Annotated in this window: 12 protein-coding genes and 1 tRNA gene; 7 read left to right on the top strand and 6 right to left on the bottom strand. The window is 69.3% G+C overall.

Features of this window, described 5'->3' with window-relative positions:
* Positions 1 to 152 precede the first annotated feature (152 nt).
* Positions 153 to 239 (bottom strand) — tRNA-Leu (locus tag GGQ96_RS19025).
* 102 nt (positions 240 to 341) lie between these two features.
* Between GGQ96_RS19025 and GGQ96_RS19020 the strand changes: the two genes are divergently transcribed.
* The 7 genes from GGQ96_RS19020 to GGQ96_RS18990 all read left to right on the top strand — a co-directional run bounded on the left by GGQ96_RS19020 (position 342) and on the right by GGQ96_RS18990 (position 9,993).
* Positions 342 to 1,277 (top strand): complex I NDUFA9 subunit family protein, encoded by a 936-nt coding sequence (locus GGQ96_RS19020; RefSeq protein ID WP_184116954.1) that lies wholly within the window; start codon positions 342 to 344, stop codon positions 1,275 to 1,277.
* A 1-nt stretch (position 1,278) separates the two neighbouring features.
* On the top strand, positions 1,279 to 2,088 hold the full coding sequence (locus GGQ96_RS19015; protein WP_184116953.1) for an undecaprenyl-diphosphate phosphatase: 810 nt from the start codon (positions 1,279 to 1,281) through the stop codon (positions 2,086 to 2,088).
* Positions 2,089 to 2,236: 148 nt separating this feature from the next.
* Positions 2,237 to 3,682 carry an FAD-dependent oxidoreductase gene (locus GGQ96_RS19010; RefSeq protein WP_184116952.1) on the top strand — a complete coding sequence of 482 codons (1,446 nt, stop codon included), beginning with the start codon at positions 2,237 to 2,239 and terminating at the stop codon, positions 3,680 to 3,682.
* On the top strand, positions 3,682 to 4,335 hold the full coding sequence (locus tag GGQ96_RS19005; protein ID WP_184116951.1) for a DUF2059 domain-containing protein: 654 nt from the start codon (positions 3,682 to 3,684) through the stop codon (positions 4,333 to 4,335). Before GGQ96_RS19010 ends, GGQ96_RS19005 begins: the two co-directional genes overlap by 1 nt.
* Complete coding sequence (gltB, locus tag GGQ96_RS19000) at positions 4,332 to 8,858, top strand: glutamate synthase large subunit (RefSeq protein ID WP_184116950.1); 4,527 nt, start codon at positions 4,332 to 4,334, stop codon at positions 8,856 to 8,858. Before GGQ96_RS19005 ends, gltB begins: the two co-directional genes overlap by 4 nt.
* 108 nt (positions 8,859 to 8,966) lie before the next feature.
* Positions 8,967 to 9,638, top strand: coding sequence for a glutathione S-transferase family protein (locus tag GGQ96_RS18995; RefSeq protein WP_184116949.1), 672 nt, complete (start codon positions 8,967 to 8,969; stop codon positions 9,636 to 9,638).
* Between the two features lie 16 nt (positions 9,639 to 9,654).
* Positions 9,655 to 9,993, top strand: coding sequence for a tRNA-binding protein (locus GGQ96_RS18990; RefSeq protein ID WP_184116948.1), 339 nt, complete (start codon positions 9,655 to 9,657; stop codon positions 9,991 to 9,993).
* Positions 9,994 to 10,101: 108 nt separating this feature from the next.
* Here the strand turns inward: GGQ96_RS18990 and GGQ96_RS18985 are convergent, their stop codons facing one another.
* From GGQ96_RS18985 to GGQ96_RS18965, 5 genes are all read right to left on the bottom strand, one after another.
* Positions 10,102 to 12,099, bottom strand: coding sequence for an ATP-binding protein (locus tag GGQ96_RS18985; RefSeq protein ID WP_184116947.1), 1,998 nt, complete (start codon positions 12,097 to 12,099; stop codon positions 10,102 to 10,104).
* The gene (locus GGQ96_RS18980) at positions 12,092 to 13,615 is read right to left on the bottom strand and encodes an ATPase domain-containing protein (RefSeq protein WP_221240064.1); all 1,524 of its coding nucleotides are present in this window, start codon (positions 13,613 to 13,615) and stop codon (positions 12,092 to 12,094) included. Before GGQ96_RS18980 ends, GGQ96_RS18985 begins: the two co-directional genes overlap by 8 nt.
* Before the next feature lie 140 nt (positions 13,616 to 13,755).
* Complete coding sequence (locus GGQ96_RS18975; protein ID WP_184116945.1) at positions 13,756 to 14,025, bottom strand: hypothetical protein; 270 nt, start codon at positions 14,023 to 14,025, stop codon at positions 13,756 to 13,758.
* A complete protein-coding gene (locus GGQ96_RS18970; protein WP_184116944.1) occupies positions 14,018 to 15,574 on the bottom strand; it encodes a PepSY-associated TM helix domain-containing protein in 1,557 nt (518 codons plus the stop codon). Before GGQ96_RS18970 ends, GGQ96_RS18975 begins: the two co-directional genes overlap by 8 nt.
* The gene (locus GGQ96_RS18965; protein WP_184116943.1) at positions 15,571 to 15,900 is read right to left on the bottom strand and encodes a hypothetical protein; all 330 of its coding nucleotides are present in this window, start codon (positions 15,898 to 15,900) and stop codon (positions 15,571 to 15,573) included. Before GGQ96_RS18965 ends, GGQ96_RS18970 begins: the two co-directional genes overlap by 4 nt.
* Positions 15,901 to 15,917 lie beyond the last annotated feature (17 nt).

Genomic DNA, 15,917 nt, shown 5'->3' with positions numbered 1-15,917 from the left:
ACCGTAGCAATCACGGCGCTCGGGAAGGACGGTTCTCCGCGATTTTTTGCCTAATGATCGACCTGTTTGCCGTAGCAGTTTGTCATAGCAAACGCTCTCCGGGGACCGTCTTTTCGACGATCCCCGTGCATTATCAATGCCTTGAGAGAAAATGGTGCCCAGAAGAGGACTCGAACCTCCACGACCTTGCGATCGCCAGCACCTGAAGCTGGTGCGTCTACCAATTCCGCCATCTGGGCACGGGGTAGTGGGGGCGCTTTAGGGGCGGGGACTCGGCCTTGTCAACAACCCTTTCGCTGGGCAAAGGCATTTTATCCCATCCGACAACGGACGACATGCTCATGAAGAACAAGCTGGTGACGCTGATCGGCGGCGGAGGCTTTGTCGGCCGCTACGCCGCCCAGGCCCTGTTGCACGCGGGCGCGCGTATCCGCGTGGCGCAACGCGACCCCCGCCAGGCCTGGCATCTGAAGCCCCTGGCCGCGATCGGCCAGATGCAGTTCGTGGCCGCCGATGTCGGCCGCCCCGATACGATCCTGCGCGCGGTGCAGGGCGCCGACGCGGTGGTGAACCTGGTCGGCGTGCTGAGCGGCGATTTCCAGCGCGCCCATGTCGACGGCGCGCGCGCCATCGCGGAATCGGCGCGCAAGGCCGGGCTCGAGGCGCTGGTCCATGTCTCGGCGATCGGCGCCGACGCGAACGCGGCCTCCGCCTATGGCCGCTCCAAGGGGCAGGGCGAGGCGGCGGTGCGCGAGGCTTTCCCGAACGCCACCATCCTGCGCCCCTCGGTCGTGTTCGGACGCGAGGATGCGTTCGTGAACCGATTCGCCGGGATGATCGAGAAGGCGCCGGTGGTGCCGGTGCTGCGCGGCGGCACCCGCTTCCAGCCGGTCTTCGCGGGCGATGTCGGCGAGGCGGTGCTGGCGGCGGTGCAGGAGCCGGGCCGGTTCGGCGGCCACATCTATGAACTGGGCGGCCCCGACGTGCTCAGCATGAAGGACCTGCTGCGCTGGATCGCCAACGAGCTCGACCGCTCGCCGCATTTCCTCGACCTGCCCGATTCGCTGGGGGCGCTGATCGCCAAGCTGCCGGCCACGCCGATCACCACCGACCAGTGGCAGATGCTGGGCCGGGACAATGTCGTCGGCCAGGGGGTCGAAGGGCTGGAGACGCTGGGCGTGACGCCGACGCCGATGGCGGCGGTCGCGCCGGAATGGTTGGTCCGCTTCCGCAAGCAGGGCCGGTTCGGCCGTCGCTCGCGCGAACAGGCCGTCTGAGATGCATGATCTGCTGATCGCCGTCCTGCTCGGCATCATCGAGGGGGTGACGGAGTTCCTGCCCGTCTCGTCCACCGGTCATCTGGTGCTGGGCGGCTATTTCCTGGGACTGCCGGAGGGCGATCCAACGTTCGACATCGTCATCCAGCTCGGCGCGATCCTGGCGGTAGTGGTGGTCTATTGGCACCGCTTCATGAAGGTGGGGATGGGGTTGCTGGCCCGCGACGCGGGGGCGATCCGCTTCACGCGCAACGTGCTCCTGGGTTTCGTGCCTTCGATGCTGGTCGGCGCGGTCGCCTATTCGGCGATCCGCGCGCTGATCCAGGACCAGTCGGTGGCGGTGGTGGTGATCGCCATCACGCTGATCCTGGGCGGGCTCGCCATCCTGTTCATCGAACGCACCGTGCCGCCCGCCGCCCGGACCAGCGTCGAGGGGCTCAACTGGAAGACGGCGCTGGGCATCGGCGTGATCCAGTGCGTGTCGATGATCCCGGGCGTCAGCCGCTCGGGCGCGACGATCATGGGCGCGCTGACCATGCGCGTCGACCGCGAGACGGCGGCGGAGTTCAGCTTCTTCCTCGCGATCCCGACCATGGCCGGGGCGACGACGCTGGCGCTGTGGAAGGCGCGGCACGAACTGGGCACCGCGCATCTCACCAGCATCGCGGTCGGCTTCGTCGTGTCGTTCCTGGTGGCGATCGCGGTGATCCGCTGGTTCGTCGGCGTCATCAGCCGCCGCGGCTTCGCGCCCTTCGCCTGGTATCGAATCGCGGCAGGAAGCCTGACGCTCCTGGCGCTTGCACTCCACTAAGGTTTGTTCCGGACCTATTTTTGGGACAAAACATGAGCGTTTTGCCCTTGGCAGGCCAAACGACGCGGTTTTGGTAAGTAGTGCTGTCTTGTTATTGTGAAGCTACGTTGTAGGCCCCGTTCGAGACATTTTCGAACGGGGTCGCGACGTGGCTGACAATCCGATGCTGAAATTCGTGGTGCGCGAGCAGCACTATCCCGCCAAGCGCGAGGCCGAGCAGCGCGCGCACGACTTTCGCGAGATCGCCGAACGCTATGCGCCGCCCGCCGCCGAGGACCAGGCCGGGCGCTGCTCGCAATGCGGCGTGCCCTATTGCTCGGTGCACTGCCCGCTGCACAACCACATCCCGGACTGGCTGCGCCTGACCGCGGAGGGGCGGTTGCGCGAGGCCTATGAGCTGTCCAACGCCACCTCGACCATGCCGGAGATCTGCGGCCGCATCTGCCCGCAGGACCGGTTGTGCGAGGGCAATTGCGTGATCGAGTTCTCCGGCCACGGCGCGGTGACGATCGGCTCGGTCGAGAAGTTCATCACCGACACCGCCTGGGCCGAGGGTTGGGTGGAGCCGGTCGCGGTCGGCCCGGCGCGCGGGCAGTCGGTCGCGGTGATCGGGGCGGGCCCGGCCGGGCTGACCACCGCCGAGCTGCTGCGCGGCCATGGCTATGAGGTGCATGTCTATGACCGGCATGACCGCGCCGGGGGGCTGCTGACCTATGGCATTCCCGGCTTCAAGCTGGAGAAGCCGGTGGTGATGCGCCGCGTGGAGCGGCTGAAGCAGGCGGGCATCGTCTTTCACGAGGGGTTCTCGGTCGGCGAGGATGCGACGCTGGAGGAGTTGCGGTCGCGCCACGACGCGGTGCTGATCGCGACCGGCGTCTACAAGGCGCGGCAGGTCGAGGTTTCGGGCAATGATGCGTCCGGCGTCGTCCCCGCGCTCGATTTCCTTACTGCCTCCAACCGCAAGGGCTTCGGCGACGCGGTGCCCGATTTCGACAGCGGCGCGCTGGACGCGGCGGGCAAGGACGTGATCGTGATCGGCGGCGGCGACACCGCGATGGACTGCGTCCGCACCGCGATCCGCCAGGGGGCCCGGTCGGTCAAGTGCCTCTACCGCCGCGACCGCGCCAACATGCCCGGCAGCCAGCGCGAGGTGGCCAATGCCGAGGAGGAGGGCGCCGAGTTCGTCTGGCTGTCCGCCCCGCTCGGCTTCGAGGGGCAGGACGGCGCGGTGCGCAGCGTCCGCGCCAGCCGGATGCGGCTCGGCGCGCCCGACGCCAGCGGCCGCCGCGCGCCCGAGGTCGATCCGGGCGGCGACATGACCCTGGGCGCCGACCTGGTGATCAAGGCCCTGGGTTTCGACGCGGAGGACCTGCCCGCCCTCTGGGGCGCGCCCGAGCTGGGCGTCAGCCGCTGGGGCACGGTGCTGGTCGACGGCAAGACGCTGATGACCAGCCTCGACGGCGTGTTCGCGGCCGGCGACATCGTGCGCGGCGCATCGCTGGTGGTCTGGGCGATCCGCGACGGCCGCGACGTGGCGGCGTCGATGCATCAGTGGCTGAAGGCGAAGGCGCGGGCCGAGAAGGTGGCGGCGTGATGCGCGCCGCAATCGCGGCGATCGGTCTCATCGCGCTGCCTCCCGTCGCAGCGGAAGCGCAGACGCCCGCCACGACGGGTACGGTTCTCCCGCCGGTCGATTCCGCACGGGTCGCGGCGGCGAAGCCGGTCATCGACCAGATCTGGCCGCTTGGCACCTATGCCCGCCTCATGCACGCGACGATGGATCAGGCCGTCAACGGCATGCTCGCCGGCATGTACGACATGACGCCGGCCCAATTGGGTGTTGATGCCAAGGCCAACCCGGCCGTTGCGCAGCAGAGCCTGCGACAAAGGGCCAGGGAACAGGACCCGGCCTTTGACGAACGGATGCGGATCACGATGCGGGTGATGACGGACGGCATCGCCGACCTGATGACGCAGGTGGAACCGGAGGTCCGGCAGGCCATGGCTCAGGCCTATGCGCGCCGCTTCACCGTCACGCAGCTCGACGATCTGCATCGCTTCTTCGACACGCCGACTGGCCGGACATACGCCAGCGAGTCGATGATGCTGATGGCCAGTCCCGAGATGATGAAGGCGATGCAGGCCTTCGTACCCAAGATGATCCAGGCGATGCCGGCGATAATGGCCAAGGTGCAAGACGCCACCAAGCATCTGCCGCCCGTGAAGAAGAAGGGAGCGTCCCAATGACCGAGGCCGCGATGACCGACCAGCGCACCTATCTCGCCGAACATGGCATGTACCGGCCCGATTTCGAGGGCGACGCCTGCGGCGTCGGCCTGGTCGCGGCGACCGATGGCCAGCCGTCGCGCCGCGTCGTCCAGTCGGCGATCGACGCGCTGAAGGCGGTGTGGCATCGCGGCGCGGTCGATGCCGACGGCAAGACCGGCGACGGCGCCGGCATCCATATCGACCTGCCCCACCGCTTCTTCGACGACGCGATCGCCGCCTCGGGACACAAGGTGCGGCCGAACCATCTGGCGGTCGGCATGATCTTCCTGCCGCGCACCGATCTCGGCGCGCAGGAGACGTGCCGCACGATCGTCGAGAGCGCGATCATCGAGGCGGGCTACACCATCTATGGCTGGCGGCAGGTGCCGGTCGACGTGTCGGTGATCGGCATGAAGGCGCAGGCGACGCGCCCCGAGATCGAGCAGATCATGATCGCCGGACCGCTGCCGCAGGAGCAGGACGCCGCCGAGTTCGAGAAGAACCTCTATCTGGTCCGCCGCCGCATCGAGAAGCGGGTGATCGCGGCGCAGATCCAGGGCTTCTACATCTGTTCGCTGTCGGCGCGCTCGATCGTCTACAAGGGCCTGTTCCTGGCGGAGAGCCTGTCGGTCTTCTATCCCGACCTGACCGATCCGCGCTTCGAGAGCCGGGTCGCGATCTTCCACCAGCGCTATTCGACCAACACCTTTCCGCAATGGTGGCTGGCGCAGCCGTTCCGCTGCCTGGCGCATAATGGCGAGGTCAACACGATCCGCGGCAACAAGAACTGGATGCTCAGCCACGAGATCCGGATGGCGTCGATCGCGTTCGGCGACAATTCGGAGGACATCAAGCCGGTGATCCCGGCCGGCGCGTCCGACACCGCCGCGCTTGACGCGGTGTTCGAGGCGATCTGCCGCTCGGGCCGCGACGCACCGACCGCCAAGCTGATGCTGGTGCCGGAAGCCCTGGACGAGCGCGGCGACGTGCCGGAGCCCCATGCCGCCATGTACCGTTACCTCGCCTCGGTGATGGAGCCGTGGGACGGACCGGCGGCGCTGGCGATGACCGATGGCCGCTGGGCGGTGGCGGGCATGGACCGCAACGCGCTGCGTCCCTTGCGCTATACCCAGACCGCCGACGGGCTGCTGATCGTCGGCTCCGAGAGCGGCATGGTGGTGGTGCCCGAATCGACCATCATCGCCAAGGGCCGGCTGGGGCCGGGCCAGATGATCGCGGTCGATCTGCAGGAGGGCGTCGTGCTGGAGGACCGCGCGGTCAAGGACCGGATCGCGAGCGAGCAGGACTATGCCGCGATGACCGGCGAGTTCCTGACCATGGCGGACCTGGGCGCGGTCGCCGATGATGCGACGGTGCGCTACCCGCGCGCCGAACTCGCGCGTCGCCAGGTCGCCGCCGGGCAGACGCTGGAAGACATGGAGCTGATCCTCGCGCCAATGGTCGAAAGCGGCAAGGAGGCGATCGGGTCGATGGGCGACGACACGCCGCTCGCCGTCATTTCCGACAAGCCGCGCCTCATCAGCCAGTTCTTCCGGCAGAATTTCAGCCAGGTGACCAACCCGCCGATCGACCCGTTGCGCGAGCGGCACGTCATGTCGCTCAAGACCCGGTTCGGCAACCTCGCCAACATCCTGGACGTGCGCGACCAGCGCGAGCGGGTGCTGGTGCTCGATTCGCCGGTGCTGACCGGCGCCGACTGGCAGCGGCTGAAGAGCCATTTCGGCCGGTCGGCGGCGGAGATCGACTGCACCTTCGAGGCGGAGGGCGGCCCCGACAAGCTGCGTGCCGCGATCCAGCGCATCCGCAATCAGGCCGAACAGGCGGTGCGCGAGGGGCGCAGCGAGCTGTTCCTGACCGACGAGGCGGTGGGCGAGGGCCGTGTCGCCATCGCCGGCGTGCTGGCGGCGGCGGCGGTGCACACGCATCTGGTGCGCCGGGGCCTGCGCTCCTACGCGTCGATCAACGTCCGCTCGGCCGAATGCCTCGACACCCATTATTACGCGGTGCTGATCGGCGTCGGCGCGACCACGGTGAACGCCTATCTGGCCGAGGCCGCGATCGCCGATCGTCACGCACGCGGCCTGTTCGGCGACCTGGCGCTCGACGAATGCCTGCGCCGCCACCGCGTCGCGGTCGAGGAGGGGCTGCTCAAGATCATCTCGAAGATGGGCATCGCCGTCATCTCCTCCTATCGCGGCGGCTATAATTTCGAGGCGGTCGGGCTCAGCCGCGCGCTGGTCAACGACCTGTTCCCCGGCATGCCCGCCAAGATCTCGGGCGAGGGCTATGCCTCGCTGCACCTGAGCGCGATGATGCGCCACGACATGGCCTGGGACCAGGGGGTGGCGACGCTGCCGATCGGCGGCTTCTATCGCCAGCGCAACGGTGGCGAGACCCACGCCTATTCGGCGCAGCTCATGCACCTGCTCCAGACCGCGGTCGCGACCGACAGCTATTCCAGCTATCTGCAATTCTCGCGCGGCGTCTCCGACCTGCCGCCGGTGTATCTGCGCGACCTGCTCCAGTTCAACTTCCCCGCCGAGGGCGTGGCGATCGATCAGGTCGAGGCGATCACCGAGATCCGCAAGCGGTTCGTGACGCCGGGCATGTCGCTGGGCGCGCTCAGCCCCGAGGCGCACGAGACGCTGGCGATCGCGATGAACCGCATCGGCGCCAAGGCGGTGTCGGGCGAGGGCGGCGAGGACGTGATCCGCTTCCAGCCCTATGACAATGGCGACAACGCCAATTCCGGCGTCAAGCAGATCGCCAGCGGCCGGTTCGGCGTCACCGCCGAATATCTGAACGCCTGCGAGGAGATCGAGATCAAGGTCGCGCAGGGCGCGAAGCCCGGCGAGGGCGGGCAGCTGCCCGGCTTCAAGGTGACCGAGTTCATCGCGAAGTTGCGCCACGCGACTCCGGGGGTGACGCTGATCTCGCCGCCGCCGCACCACGACATCTATTCGATCGAGGATCTGGCCCAGCTCATCTATGACTGCAAGCAGATCAACCCGCGCGCGCGCGTCTGCGTCAAGCTGGTCAGCTCGGCCGGCATCGGCACGGTCGCGGCGGGCGTCGCCAAGGCGCATGCCGACGTCATCCTGGTGTCCGGCCATGTCGGCGGCACCGGCGCGTCGCCCCAGACCTCGATCAAATATGCCGGCACGCCCTGGGAGATGGGCCTGTCGGAGGTGAACCAGACGCTGACGCTGAACGGCCTGCGCGGGCGCATCCGCCTGCGCGCGGACGGGGGGCTCAAGACCGGGCGCGACATCGTCATCGCCGCGATCCTGGGCGCGGAGGAGTTCGGCATCGGCACGCTGTCGCTGGTCGCGATGGGCTGCATCATGGTGCGCCAGTGCCATTCGAACACCTGCCCGGTCGGCGTCTGCGTGCAGGACGAGAAATTGCGCGCCAAGTTCACCGGCACGCCGGAGAAGGTCATCAACCTGATGACCTTCATCGCCGAGGAGGTCCGCGACATCCTGGCGCGGCTGGGCTGCCGGAGCCTGGACGAGGTGATCGGCCGCACCGAGCTGCTCCGCCAGGTCAGCCGGGGCGCGGAGCATCTCGACGACCTCGACCTCAACCCGATCCTGGCCAAGGTCGACGCGACCGACGCCGAGCGGCGGTTCAGCCTGTCGACCTTCCGCAACGACGTGCCGGACAGCCTGGACGCGCAGATCATCAAGGATGCGGCGGCGGTCTTCTCGCGCGGCGAGAAGATGCAGCTGACCTATTCGGTGCGCAACACGCACCGCGCGGTCGGCACCCGCCTGTCGAGCGAGATCACCCGCACCTTCGGCATGAGCAAGCTGGCCGACGGCCATGTCACCATCCGCCTGCGCGGCAGCGCCGGCCAGTCGCTGGGCGCGTTCCTGTGCAAGGGCGTGACGCTGGAGGTGTTCGGCGACGCCAACGACTATGTCGGCAAGGGCCTGTCGGGCGGCACGATCATCCTGCGCCCGGCGGTGTCCTCGCCGCTCGCCAGCCAGGAGAACACGATCGCCGGCAACACCGTGCTCTATGGCGCGACCTCGGGCACGCTCTATGCGGCAGGCCAGGCGGGCGAGCGTTTCGGGGTGCGCAACTCGGGCGCGACCGTGGTGGTCGAGGGCTGCGGCGCGAACGGCTGCGAGTATATGACCGGCGGCATCGCGGTGGTGCTGGGCCAGGTCGGCGCGAATTTCGGCGCGGGCATGACCGGCGGCATGGCCTTCGTCTACGACGCCGACGGCGTGTTCGAGCGGCGCGCCAATCCGGAGAGCATCGTCTGGCAGCGCCTGTCCTCGGCGCATTGGGAGCAGGTGCTGCGCGACCGGATCGCCGCGCATGCCGCCGCGACCGACAGCAAATGGTCGCGCGGGCTGCTCGAGGATTGGGATCGCGTCGCCGGGCAGTTCTGGCAGGTGGTGCCGAAGGAGATGCTGACCCGCCTGTCACATCCGCTGGACGACAGCGCGGCGTTGCAGGCCGCGGAATAAGCGGTGGACGAAGGGGGCTGGCGGCCGGGTCGCCTGCCCCCTTTTTATCATGGGCCGAGGGCCATGCCGGGGGTGACAGTGCCGTCGCGCCAAGCGTAACAGGGCGATATGTGGCAGCTTCTCCAGTTTCCGTTATGTCCGTTTTCGCGCAAAGTCCGGTTGCTGCTGGGGGAGAAGGGCGTCGGGTACGAGCTGGTGCGCGAATCGCCCTGGCTGCGGCGCGACGAGTTCCTCGACATGAACCCCGCCGGACAGACGCCGGTGATGGTCGATGCGGTGCGCGGCATCCTGCTGATCGATTCGATGGCGATCTGCGAATATCTGGAGGAGACGGTCGAAAAGGCCGCGATGATCCACGGCACCGCCGCCAACCGCGCCGAGATCCGCCGGCTGGTGACGTGGTTCGATACGCATTTCTTCCACGACGTGACCGGGCCGCTGCTCCACGAGCGGATGGTCAAGCGGCTGGCGCACCGCGTCGCGCCGGACGGCAAGGCGCTGCGCGAGGCGATGAAGGCGGCGGTCAGCCATCTCGACTATACCGATTACCTGCTCGACCACCGGCAATGGCTGGGTGGCGCGACGCTCAGCCTCGCCGACCTGGCGGCGGCCTCGCAGATCTCGATCGCCGACTATCTGGGCGGCATCGACTGGAAGGGGCACGACCAGACCGCGCGCTGGTACCAGGGGCTGAAGAGCCGGCCTTCCTTCCGCCCGCTGCTCGCCGAGCGGATGGAGCTGGTCGCGCCGCCCGCGCACTACGACAATCTGGACTTCTGATCCTGGATCCTGAACGATGGTGACGATCGATCTCGACGGTTTCCACATGGTCGACATTCGCGTCGGCACGATCGTTGCCGCCGAGCCGTTTCCGGAAGCGCGCAAGCCCGCGGTCCGGCTGGTGATCGACTTCGGGCCGGAAATCGGCCGCAAGCGGTCCTCGGCGCAGATCACCGTCCATTACACGCCCGAGGCGCTGGTCGGGCGGCAGGTGGCGGCGGTGGTCAATTTTCCACCGCGCCAGATCGGTCCGATGATGTCCGAGGTGCTGTGCCTGGGCTTTCCCGACGCGGACGGCGCGGTGGTGCTGGTCGCGCCGGATCAGCCTGTGCCGGACGGGGGGCGGTTGTTCTGAGGGGCGGGAAAAGACCATCCCCATTGACCTGTTCCCCGGCGAAGGCCGGGGAACAGAAGGGGGCCGGCAGGAGGCGGCCCCTGTGGCGCGTGAACGGACCGTCGGTCCTCAGCGCACCAGGCGCAACCGCCCGCCCCCGGAAGAGGACGGCGCGGCGGTCAGCAGGTCGTCGACGCGAGCGGCGAGGTCGACCTGGCGGAACGGCTTGGCCAGGCGCGGCACGTCGGCCGGCACGTCCTCGCCCGCCGCCGCATAGCCGGTGATGAGGAGCGCCGGGATCGCGGGACCGCCGGTGCGGCATTCGGTGATCAGCGCCGCGCCGGTCATGCCCGGCATCAGATAATCGGTGACCAGCAGGTCGACCGCCGCGCCGCCGCGCAGCATCGCCAGCGCCTGGCTAGCCGACCGCGCCTCGACCACGTCGTACCCAATGTCGCGCAGCATGTCGGCCGTGGCCCCGCGCACGATATCCTCGTCGTCCACCAGCAGGATGCGCGCCGCCTCGCGCGCGGCGGTCGGGTCGACCGGCCGCTCCACCACCTGCTCCGCGGGATCGTGCGAGATGGGCAGCCACAGCTCCACCGTCGTGCCGATGCCCAATGCGCTGTCCAGCCGCAGCGTGCCGCCCGATTGCGCCGCCAGCCCGTGGATCATCGACAGGCCCAGGCCCGTGCCCTTGCCCACCCCCTTGGTCGAAAAGAAGGGTTCGGCTGCGCGCGCCAGCGTCGCCTTGTCCATGCCGGTGCCGGTATCGGTGGCGAGCAGCCGGACATAATCGCCGGGCACCAGGCCGAGCAAGTTGCGCTCGCCCGCAGTCGCGGCGCTGGCGGTGATGGTCAGTTGCCCGCCCGCCGGCATCGCGTCGCGCGCGTTGATCGCCAGGTTGAGCAGCGCCAGTTCGAGCTGGTTGGGGTCGACCGAGGCGGGCGGCAGATGGCGTGGCACCTCCAGCACGACGCGGATCGTCGGGCCCAGCGAGCGGCGGATCAGGTCGACGATGCCGTCGATCAGCGCCCCGACATCAACCGCGCGCGGCTGCAGCGCCTGGCGCCGGGCGAAGGCGAGCAGCCGCTGGGTCAGCGTCGCCGCGCGCTCGGCCGCCTGAAGCGCGTTGCCGATCATCCGCTGCGTCCGCTCGTCGTCGCGGTGGCGGCGGCGGACCATGTCGAGGCTGCCGACGATCGGGGTCAGCAGATTGTTGAAGTCGTGCGCGACGCCGCCGGTCAACTGGCCGATCGCGTCCATCTTCTGCGCCTGGGCGAGCTGTACGTCGGCTTCCTTGCGTGCGGTGATGTCGGCGACCACGCCGGTCATCCGCACCGGCCGGCCGGCGGCGTCGTGGCGGATGCGGCCCTTCTTGGTGATCCAGCGCGCATTGCCATCCGCGCCGGTGATCGCCAGCTCGACATCGAAATGGCCGCTGACTTGCGCATCCTCGAACGCCTGCGCCACCCCGGCGCGCTGGCGGGGGTCGACGTGGCGCAGCATCGTCTCGAACGACCAGCGCGGCAGCGGCTCGGCATAGCCGAAGATCTCGTCATGGCGCGCGCTGCGCTCGATCAGGCCGGTGGCCAGGTCCATGTCCCAGCTGCCCATGCCGGCGGCCTCGAGCGCGAAGGCCAGGCTGGCGCTCGCCGTCTCCAGCTCGCGCGTCCGGTCGGCGACGGCGCGCTCCAGCGTGCGGGCGGCGGCGCGCAGTTCATATTGCCGGCCGCGTGCCTTGAGCGCGGAGCGGACCGCGCCCAGCAGCGCCTCGGCATGGAGCGGTCGTTCGAGCAGCACGACATTGCCCAGCGCTTCCACCCGCCGCGCCGCCTCGGCCGAGCGGGGCGCGCGGCCGCCATTGGCGAGCAGGATGAAGGGCAGGTCGGACCAGCCCGGCTGCGCAGCGAGCGTTGCGGCCAGCGGACCATCGTCCATCGTCGCCAGCGCCTCCTCGGTCAGCAGCACCGCGCCGGCGCCAGCCCGCGCGTCGGTGCCCAGCGCGGCGATCAGCGCGGGCAGGTCCGTCACCACCTCGGCGCGGATCGCGTGGCGGGCGAGCAAGTCGGCGGCGATCGCCGCGTCGCGGCCGCGCGGGGCCAGGATCAGGACCGGGTCATCCACCGATCGACGCCCCGCTTTCATCGGCCTTACCGGCGGCGAGCAGGGTCGCGGCCTCGCCCGAGAAGGTCGGGATGCCGGTCAGCACGCCATGGAAGGCGGAAAGCGGCTCCCCGAAATCCAGCCCGTCCGCGGTGATGCGGAACTCGCGGATGGTGCGCTCATGCGCGGCAGTGCGCGTCTTGATGACCGAGATCGCCTGACGCACCGCGCCGAACGCCTCGAAGAAGCGGAACTGCACTGCATTGTCGGCGAGATAGCTGATGTCGACATCCGATCCCGCCTCACCCAGCACGCCGTGCATCCCCAGGATCAGCAGCGTCACCACGCCGTTCAGCGACAGATAGGTGAGCAGCTCGTGCATCTGGAGCACCAGATACTGCTCGCTGGGCATGGATTGCAGATAGGCGTTGAGGCTGTCGATCACGACGAAGCGTGCGCTCTCCGCCTCGACCGCATGGCGCACGACGGCGGCGAAGGCGCCAGGCGATAATTCCGCCGGATCGATCGAGCGAAGCAGCAATTGTCCCGAGTCGATATAGGGTCGCAGGTCCATGCCGAGCGCGGCCGAGCGGTGGAGCAGCGTCGGTGTGCGCTCGTCGAACAGGAAATAGGCCGCCCGCTCGCCCCGCCGGAGCGCCGCGACCATCGCGCCGGTCGCGGTGGTGGTCTTGCCGACGCCGGCCGGGCCCGACAGCAATGTCGCGGTGCCGGGGGTCAGCCCGCCGCCGAGCAGCGCGTCGAAGGCCGGCGATCCGGTCGAGACCGGCGCGGCGTCGAACGCGGTCTGGACATTGCCCGCGACCAGCCGGGGAAAAACCGCCAGGCCGCCACGCTCGATCTCGAAATCATGATAGCCGCCCCGATAGCGCTGACCCCGCATCTTGACGACATGCATCCGCCGCCGTTCCGCACCGAAGCCGGACAGCGTCTGTTCCAAAGCGATCACGCCATGGGCGATGCTGTGCAGCTGCGCGTCGCCAGGCGCGCCGCTCTTGTCGTCCAGCACCAGCACGGTGCATTGGCGGCTGGCGAAGAAATGCTTCAGCGCCAGGATTTGTCGGCGATAACGGATCGGGCTTTGCGCCAGCAGCCGCAGTTCGGACAGGCTGTCGATCACCAGCCGGTCGGGGCGGACCGCATCGACCCGGGCCATGATCGCGCGCACCGTCTCGCCCAGTTCGACCTCGCTTGGATAAAGCAGGGTCTGCTCCTCCGCCTCGTCCAGCCCCTCGGCCGGCACCATCTCGAAGAGTGTCAGCGACTCGAGCGACCAGCCATGGCTGGCGCCGACCGCGCGCAGTTCCTCCTCGGTCTCGGCGAGCGTGATGTAGAGGCCGGTTTCGCCGATCGCCGCCCCGGCGAGCAGGAAGCCAAGACCGAGCGTGGTCTTGCCGGTGCCGGGCGTGCCTTCGACCAGGTAGAGGCGCTGACGCGTCACCCCGCCGTTGAGCACTTGGTCCAGCCCGGCGATGCCCAGGGCGGCAAGTGTGGACGGACGGTCCTGAACCGGTGGCATCGGCGTCTCTCCTCCCGCGTGGAACCGTCCTGCTTCGACGCCGGGCATGGGGCCGTATACGGGTGGTCGGCGACCGCTTTACAGTGGCTTGCCCGTGCCGCCTAGCGGTGTTGCGCGCGATGTCCGTGATCCGGACCGGATCAGCGGCGGCGCAGCCGGGGCCGGGGCGCGGCGGACAGGATCAGTACCGTTGCGACCCCGGAAACGCCCGCCGCGCCCAGGAAGCGAACCCAGCGTTCGCCGCTGATCGGCGCGCCGCACCGCCACAGGGTCGCGGTCAGCACCACGACGCCCGCGACGCGGAGCCAGCGCGCCTCGCCCGCGGTCAGGCCCAGGTCGCGGCGGATGCGGAACGAGGCGGCGGCGAGCAGCAGCCAGCCGATCAGGCAGGTCAGCACGGATTCAAGCATGGACGGTCTCCGAAAGGCGTTCGGCGCGCGCGGCGCGGCGGCTCCGGGGCGCGGGGGCGCGGCCGGCGCGCCAGGCGGCGAAGGCGAACAGCGCGGCGATCACCAGCATCGCCACGTCGAAGGCGGCGAACAGCGAGTCGCCCTGCCGCAGCGATCCCGGCAGTCCCCGCGTCGTGGTCAGCGCATCGGCGATGGGAATGGCGGCGAAGGCGAGCGCGGCCAGCGTGAACCCCTCGCGCCAAGCCCGGCGCGCGGGGCGGAGCAGTTGCGCCAGTGCGACGAGGCCCCAGGCCCAGAACATGGTCGCCACCTCCGCATCGGCGCGGCCGGGCTGCATCGCCGGGATCAGCCGGTTGGCGAGCAGATAGGCGGCCATGCCGATGGGCAGGCCGACGATCACCGCGATGTTCAGCCGCTCGACCAGCCGCAGTCCGAAAAAGGCCGCGGCGCCCGGCCGTCGCCGCTTGGCGGTCCAGAGCAGCAGGCCGGTGCCGACCATCGCCACGCCGGTCAGTCCCATGGCGAAATAGGCCCAGCGCAAGGCCGGCCCGGCGAATTGCGCGATATGCAGCCCCAGCATCACCCCCGCCGTGGCGAGTGCGGCGCCGCCCGCCCCCGATTGTTCGAGCAGGCGCCCGGTCGCGCCGTCATAGGTGACGGTGGGGGAGTGCGCGTCGATCGAGGTGCCGCTGCGCCGTGCGACGCTGATGGTGGCGGCCTGGTCGTTGGGATGGTGGACGATGATCCGCGCCACGGGGCCCCCCAGCCGGCGGCCGGCATCGGCGACGAGCGGGGCGATCGCGACGAGCGGCGCGGCCGTGCCGGTGGCCGGGCGCTCGGCGGGCAGGCCGAAGGCGATCTGAGCGAAATCGGCGGGCTGCTTGTAATTGGCCAGGATCGGCCAGGGCATGTACATCGTCACCAGCGTGATCAGCCCGGTATAGGTGATCATGGCATGATAGGGGAGCGCCAGCACCGCCGAGACGTTGTGCGCGTCCAGCCAGCTACGCTGCCCCTTGTTCCAGCGCAGCGTGAAGAAGTCGGCGAAGATGCGCTTGTGGGTGATGACGCCCGACAGGATCGTGGCCAGCATGAACATCGCGCACAGTCCCGCCAGCCAGCGGCCCCAGGGATGCGGCAATTGGAGCTGGAAGTGGAAACGGTAGAATTGCTCACCGCCGCGCGTCTCGCGCGCGGTCGCCGGCCGGCCGGTGGCGGGGTCGAGCTGGATCTCGTCGCGGCGCTGGCGCGGCGCGGCGGCGGGGTTGGGGACCTGGTAGATCCGGGTCAGCGGCGTGCGTGCGTCGGGCAGATAGACATACCATTGCAGGTCGTCCGCGCCGGTGCGTTGAAGATAGGCGATGGCGGTTTCGGCCGCGCGCGTGGTGGAAACCTGCTGCGGATGCAATTCGGGCTGCATCCAGCGCGTGATCTCCGGACGGAAATAGCTGGCGGTGCCGGTCAGGAACATGGCGAACAGCAGCCAGCCGGCGAGCAGGCCCAGCCAGCCATGGATCCAGGCCATGCTCTGGCGCAGCGACACGCTCATGGCCGCACGCCCAGCCACCAGGCCGCCGCACCGCCCAGCAATGCGACGCCCCAGACGATGCCGGCGACCCGCGCCAGCCGGGGCTCGTGGAAGCACCACAGACCGATCGCGGCATAGATCAGGAAGGCGGCGATCATCGCCCAGCCGGTCGCCTCGACGCGGTCGACGGGCAGCAGCCGGGCGGCGAGCGTCGCGAGCACGGCGGCGGCGGCATAGCCACCGACCAGCGCCGTCACCGATCGCGCGGCCATCGCCCACACGATCGGGCGCAGATGGCGGCGCGTGGACGACGGGGACGGGGCGGGATGACCGCGCTCCACGAACATGATGTCGATTCCCTTGC

This window comes from Sphingomonas abaci, from assembly GCF_014199625.1.
GTDB classification, from domain to species: Bacteria; Pseudomonadota; Alphaproteobacteria; order Sphingomonadales; family Sphingomonadaceae; genus Sphingomonas; species Sphingomonas abaci.
The sequence above is the reverse complement of the archived record's forward strand: the minus strand, read 5'-3'. Positions and strand labels throughout refer to the sequence as shown.

Coding starts and splice junctions, on each gene's coding strand:
- GGQ96_RS18975 (WP_184116945.1), bottom strand. CDS start 14,025: ATGCTTGAATCCGTGCTGACCTGCCTGATCGGCTGGCTGCTGCTCGCC.
- GGQ96_RS18970 (WP_184116944.1), bottom strand. CDS start 15,574: ATGAGCGTGTCGCTGCGCCAGAGCATGGCCTGGATCCATGGCTGGCTG.
- GGQ96_RS19005 (WP_184116951.1), top strand. CDS start 3,682: ATGCGCGCCGCAATCGCGGCGATCGGTCTCATCGCGCTGCCTCCCGTC.
- GGQ96_RS18995 (WP_184116949.1), top strand. CDS start 8,967: ATGTGGCAGCTTCTCCAGTTTCCGTTATGTCCGTTTTCGCGCAAAGTC.
- GGQ96_RS19020 (WP_184116954.1), top strand. CDS start 342: ATGAAGAACAAGCTGGTGACGCTGATCGGCGGCGGAGGCTTTGTCGGC.
- GGQ96_RS19015 (WP_184116953.1), top strand. CDS start 1,279: ATGCATGATCTGCTGATCGCCGTCCTGCTCGGCATCATCGAGGGGGTG.
- GGQ96_RS18980 (WP_221240064.1), bottom strand. CDS start 13,615: ATGCCACCGGTTCAGGACCGTCCGTCCACACTTGCCGCCCTGGGCATC.
- GGQ96_RS18965 (WP_184116943.1), bottom strand. CDS start 15,900: ATGTTCGTGGAGCGCGGTCATCCCGCCCCGTCCCCGTCGTCCACGCGC.
- GGQ96_RS18990 (WP_184116948.1), top strand. CDS start 9,655: ATGGTGACGATCGATCTCGACGGTTTCCACATGGTCGACATTCGCGTC.
- gltB (WP_184116950.1), top strand. CDS start 4,332: ATGACCGAGGCCGCGATGACCGACCAGCGCACCTATCTCGCCGAACAT.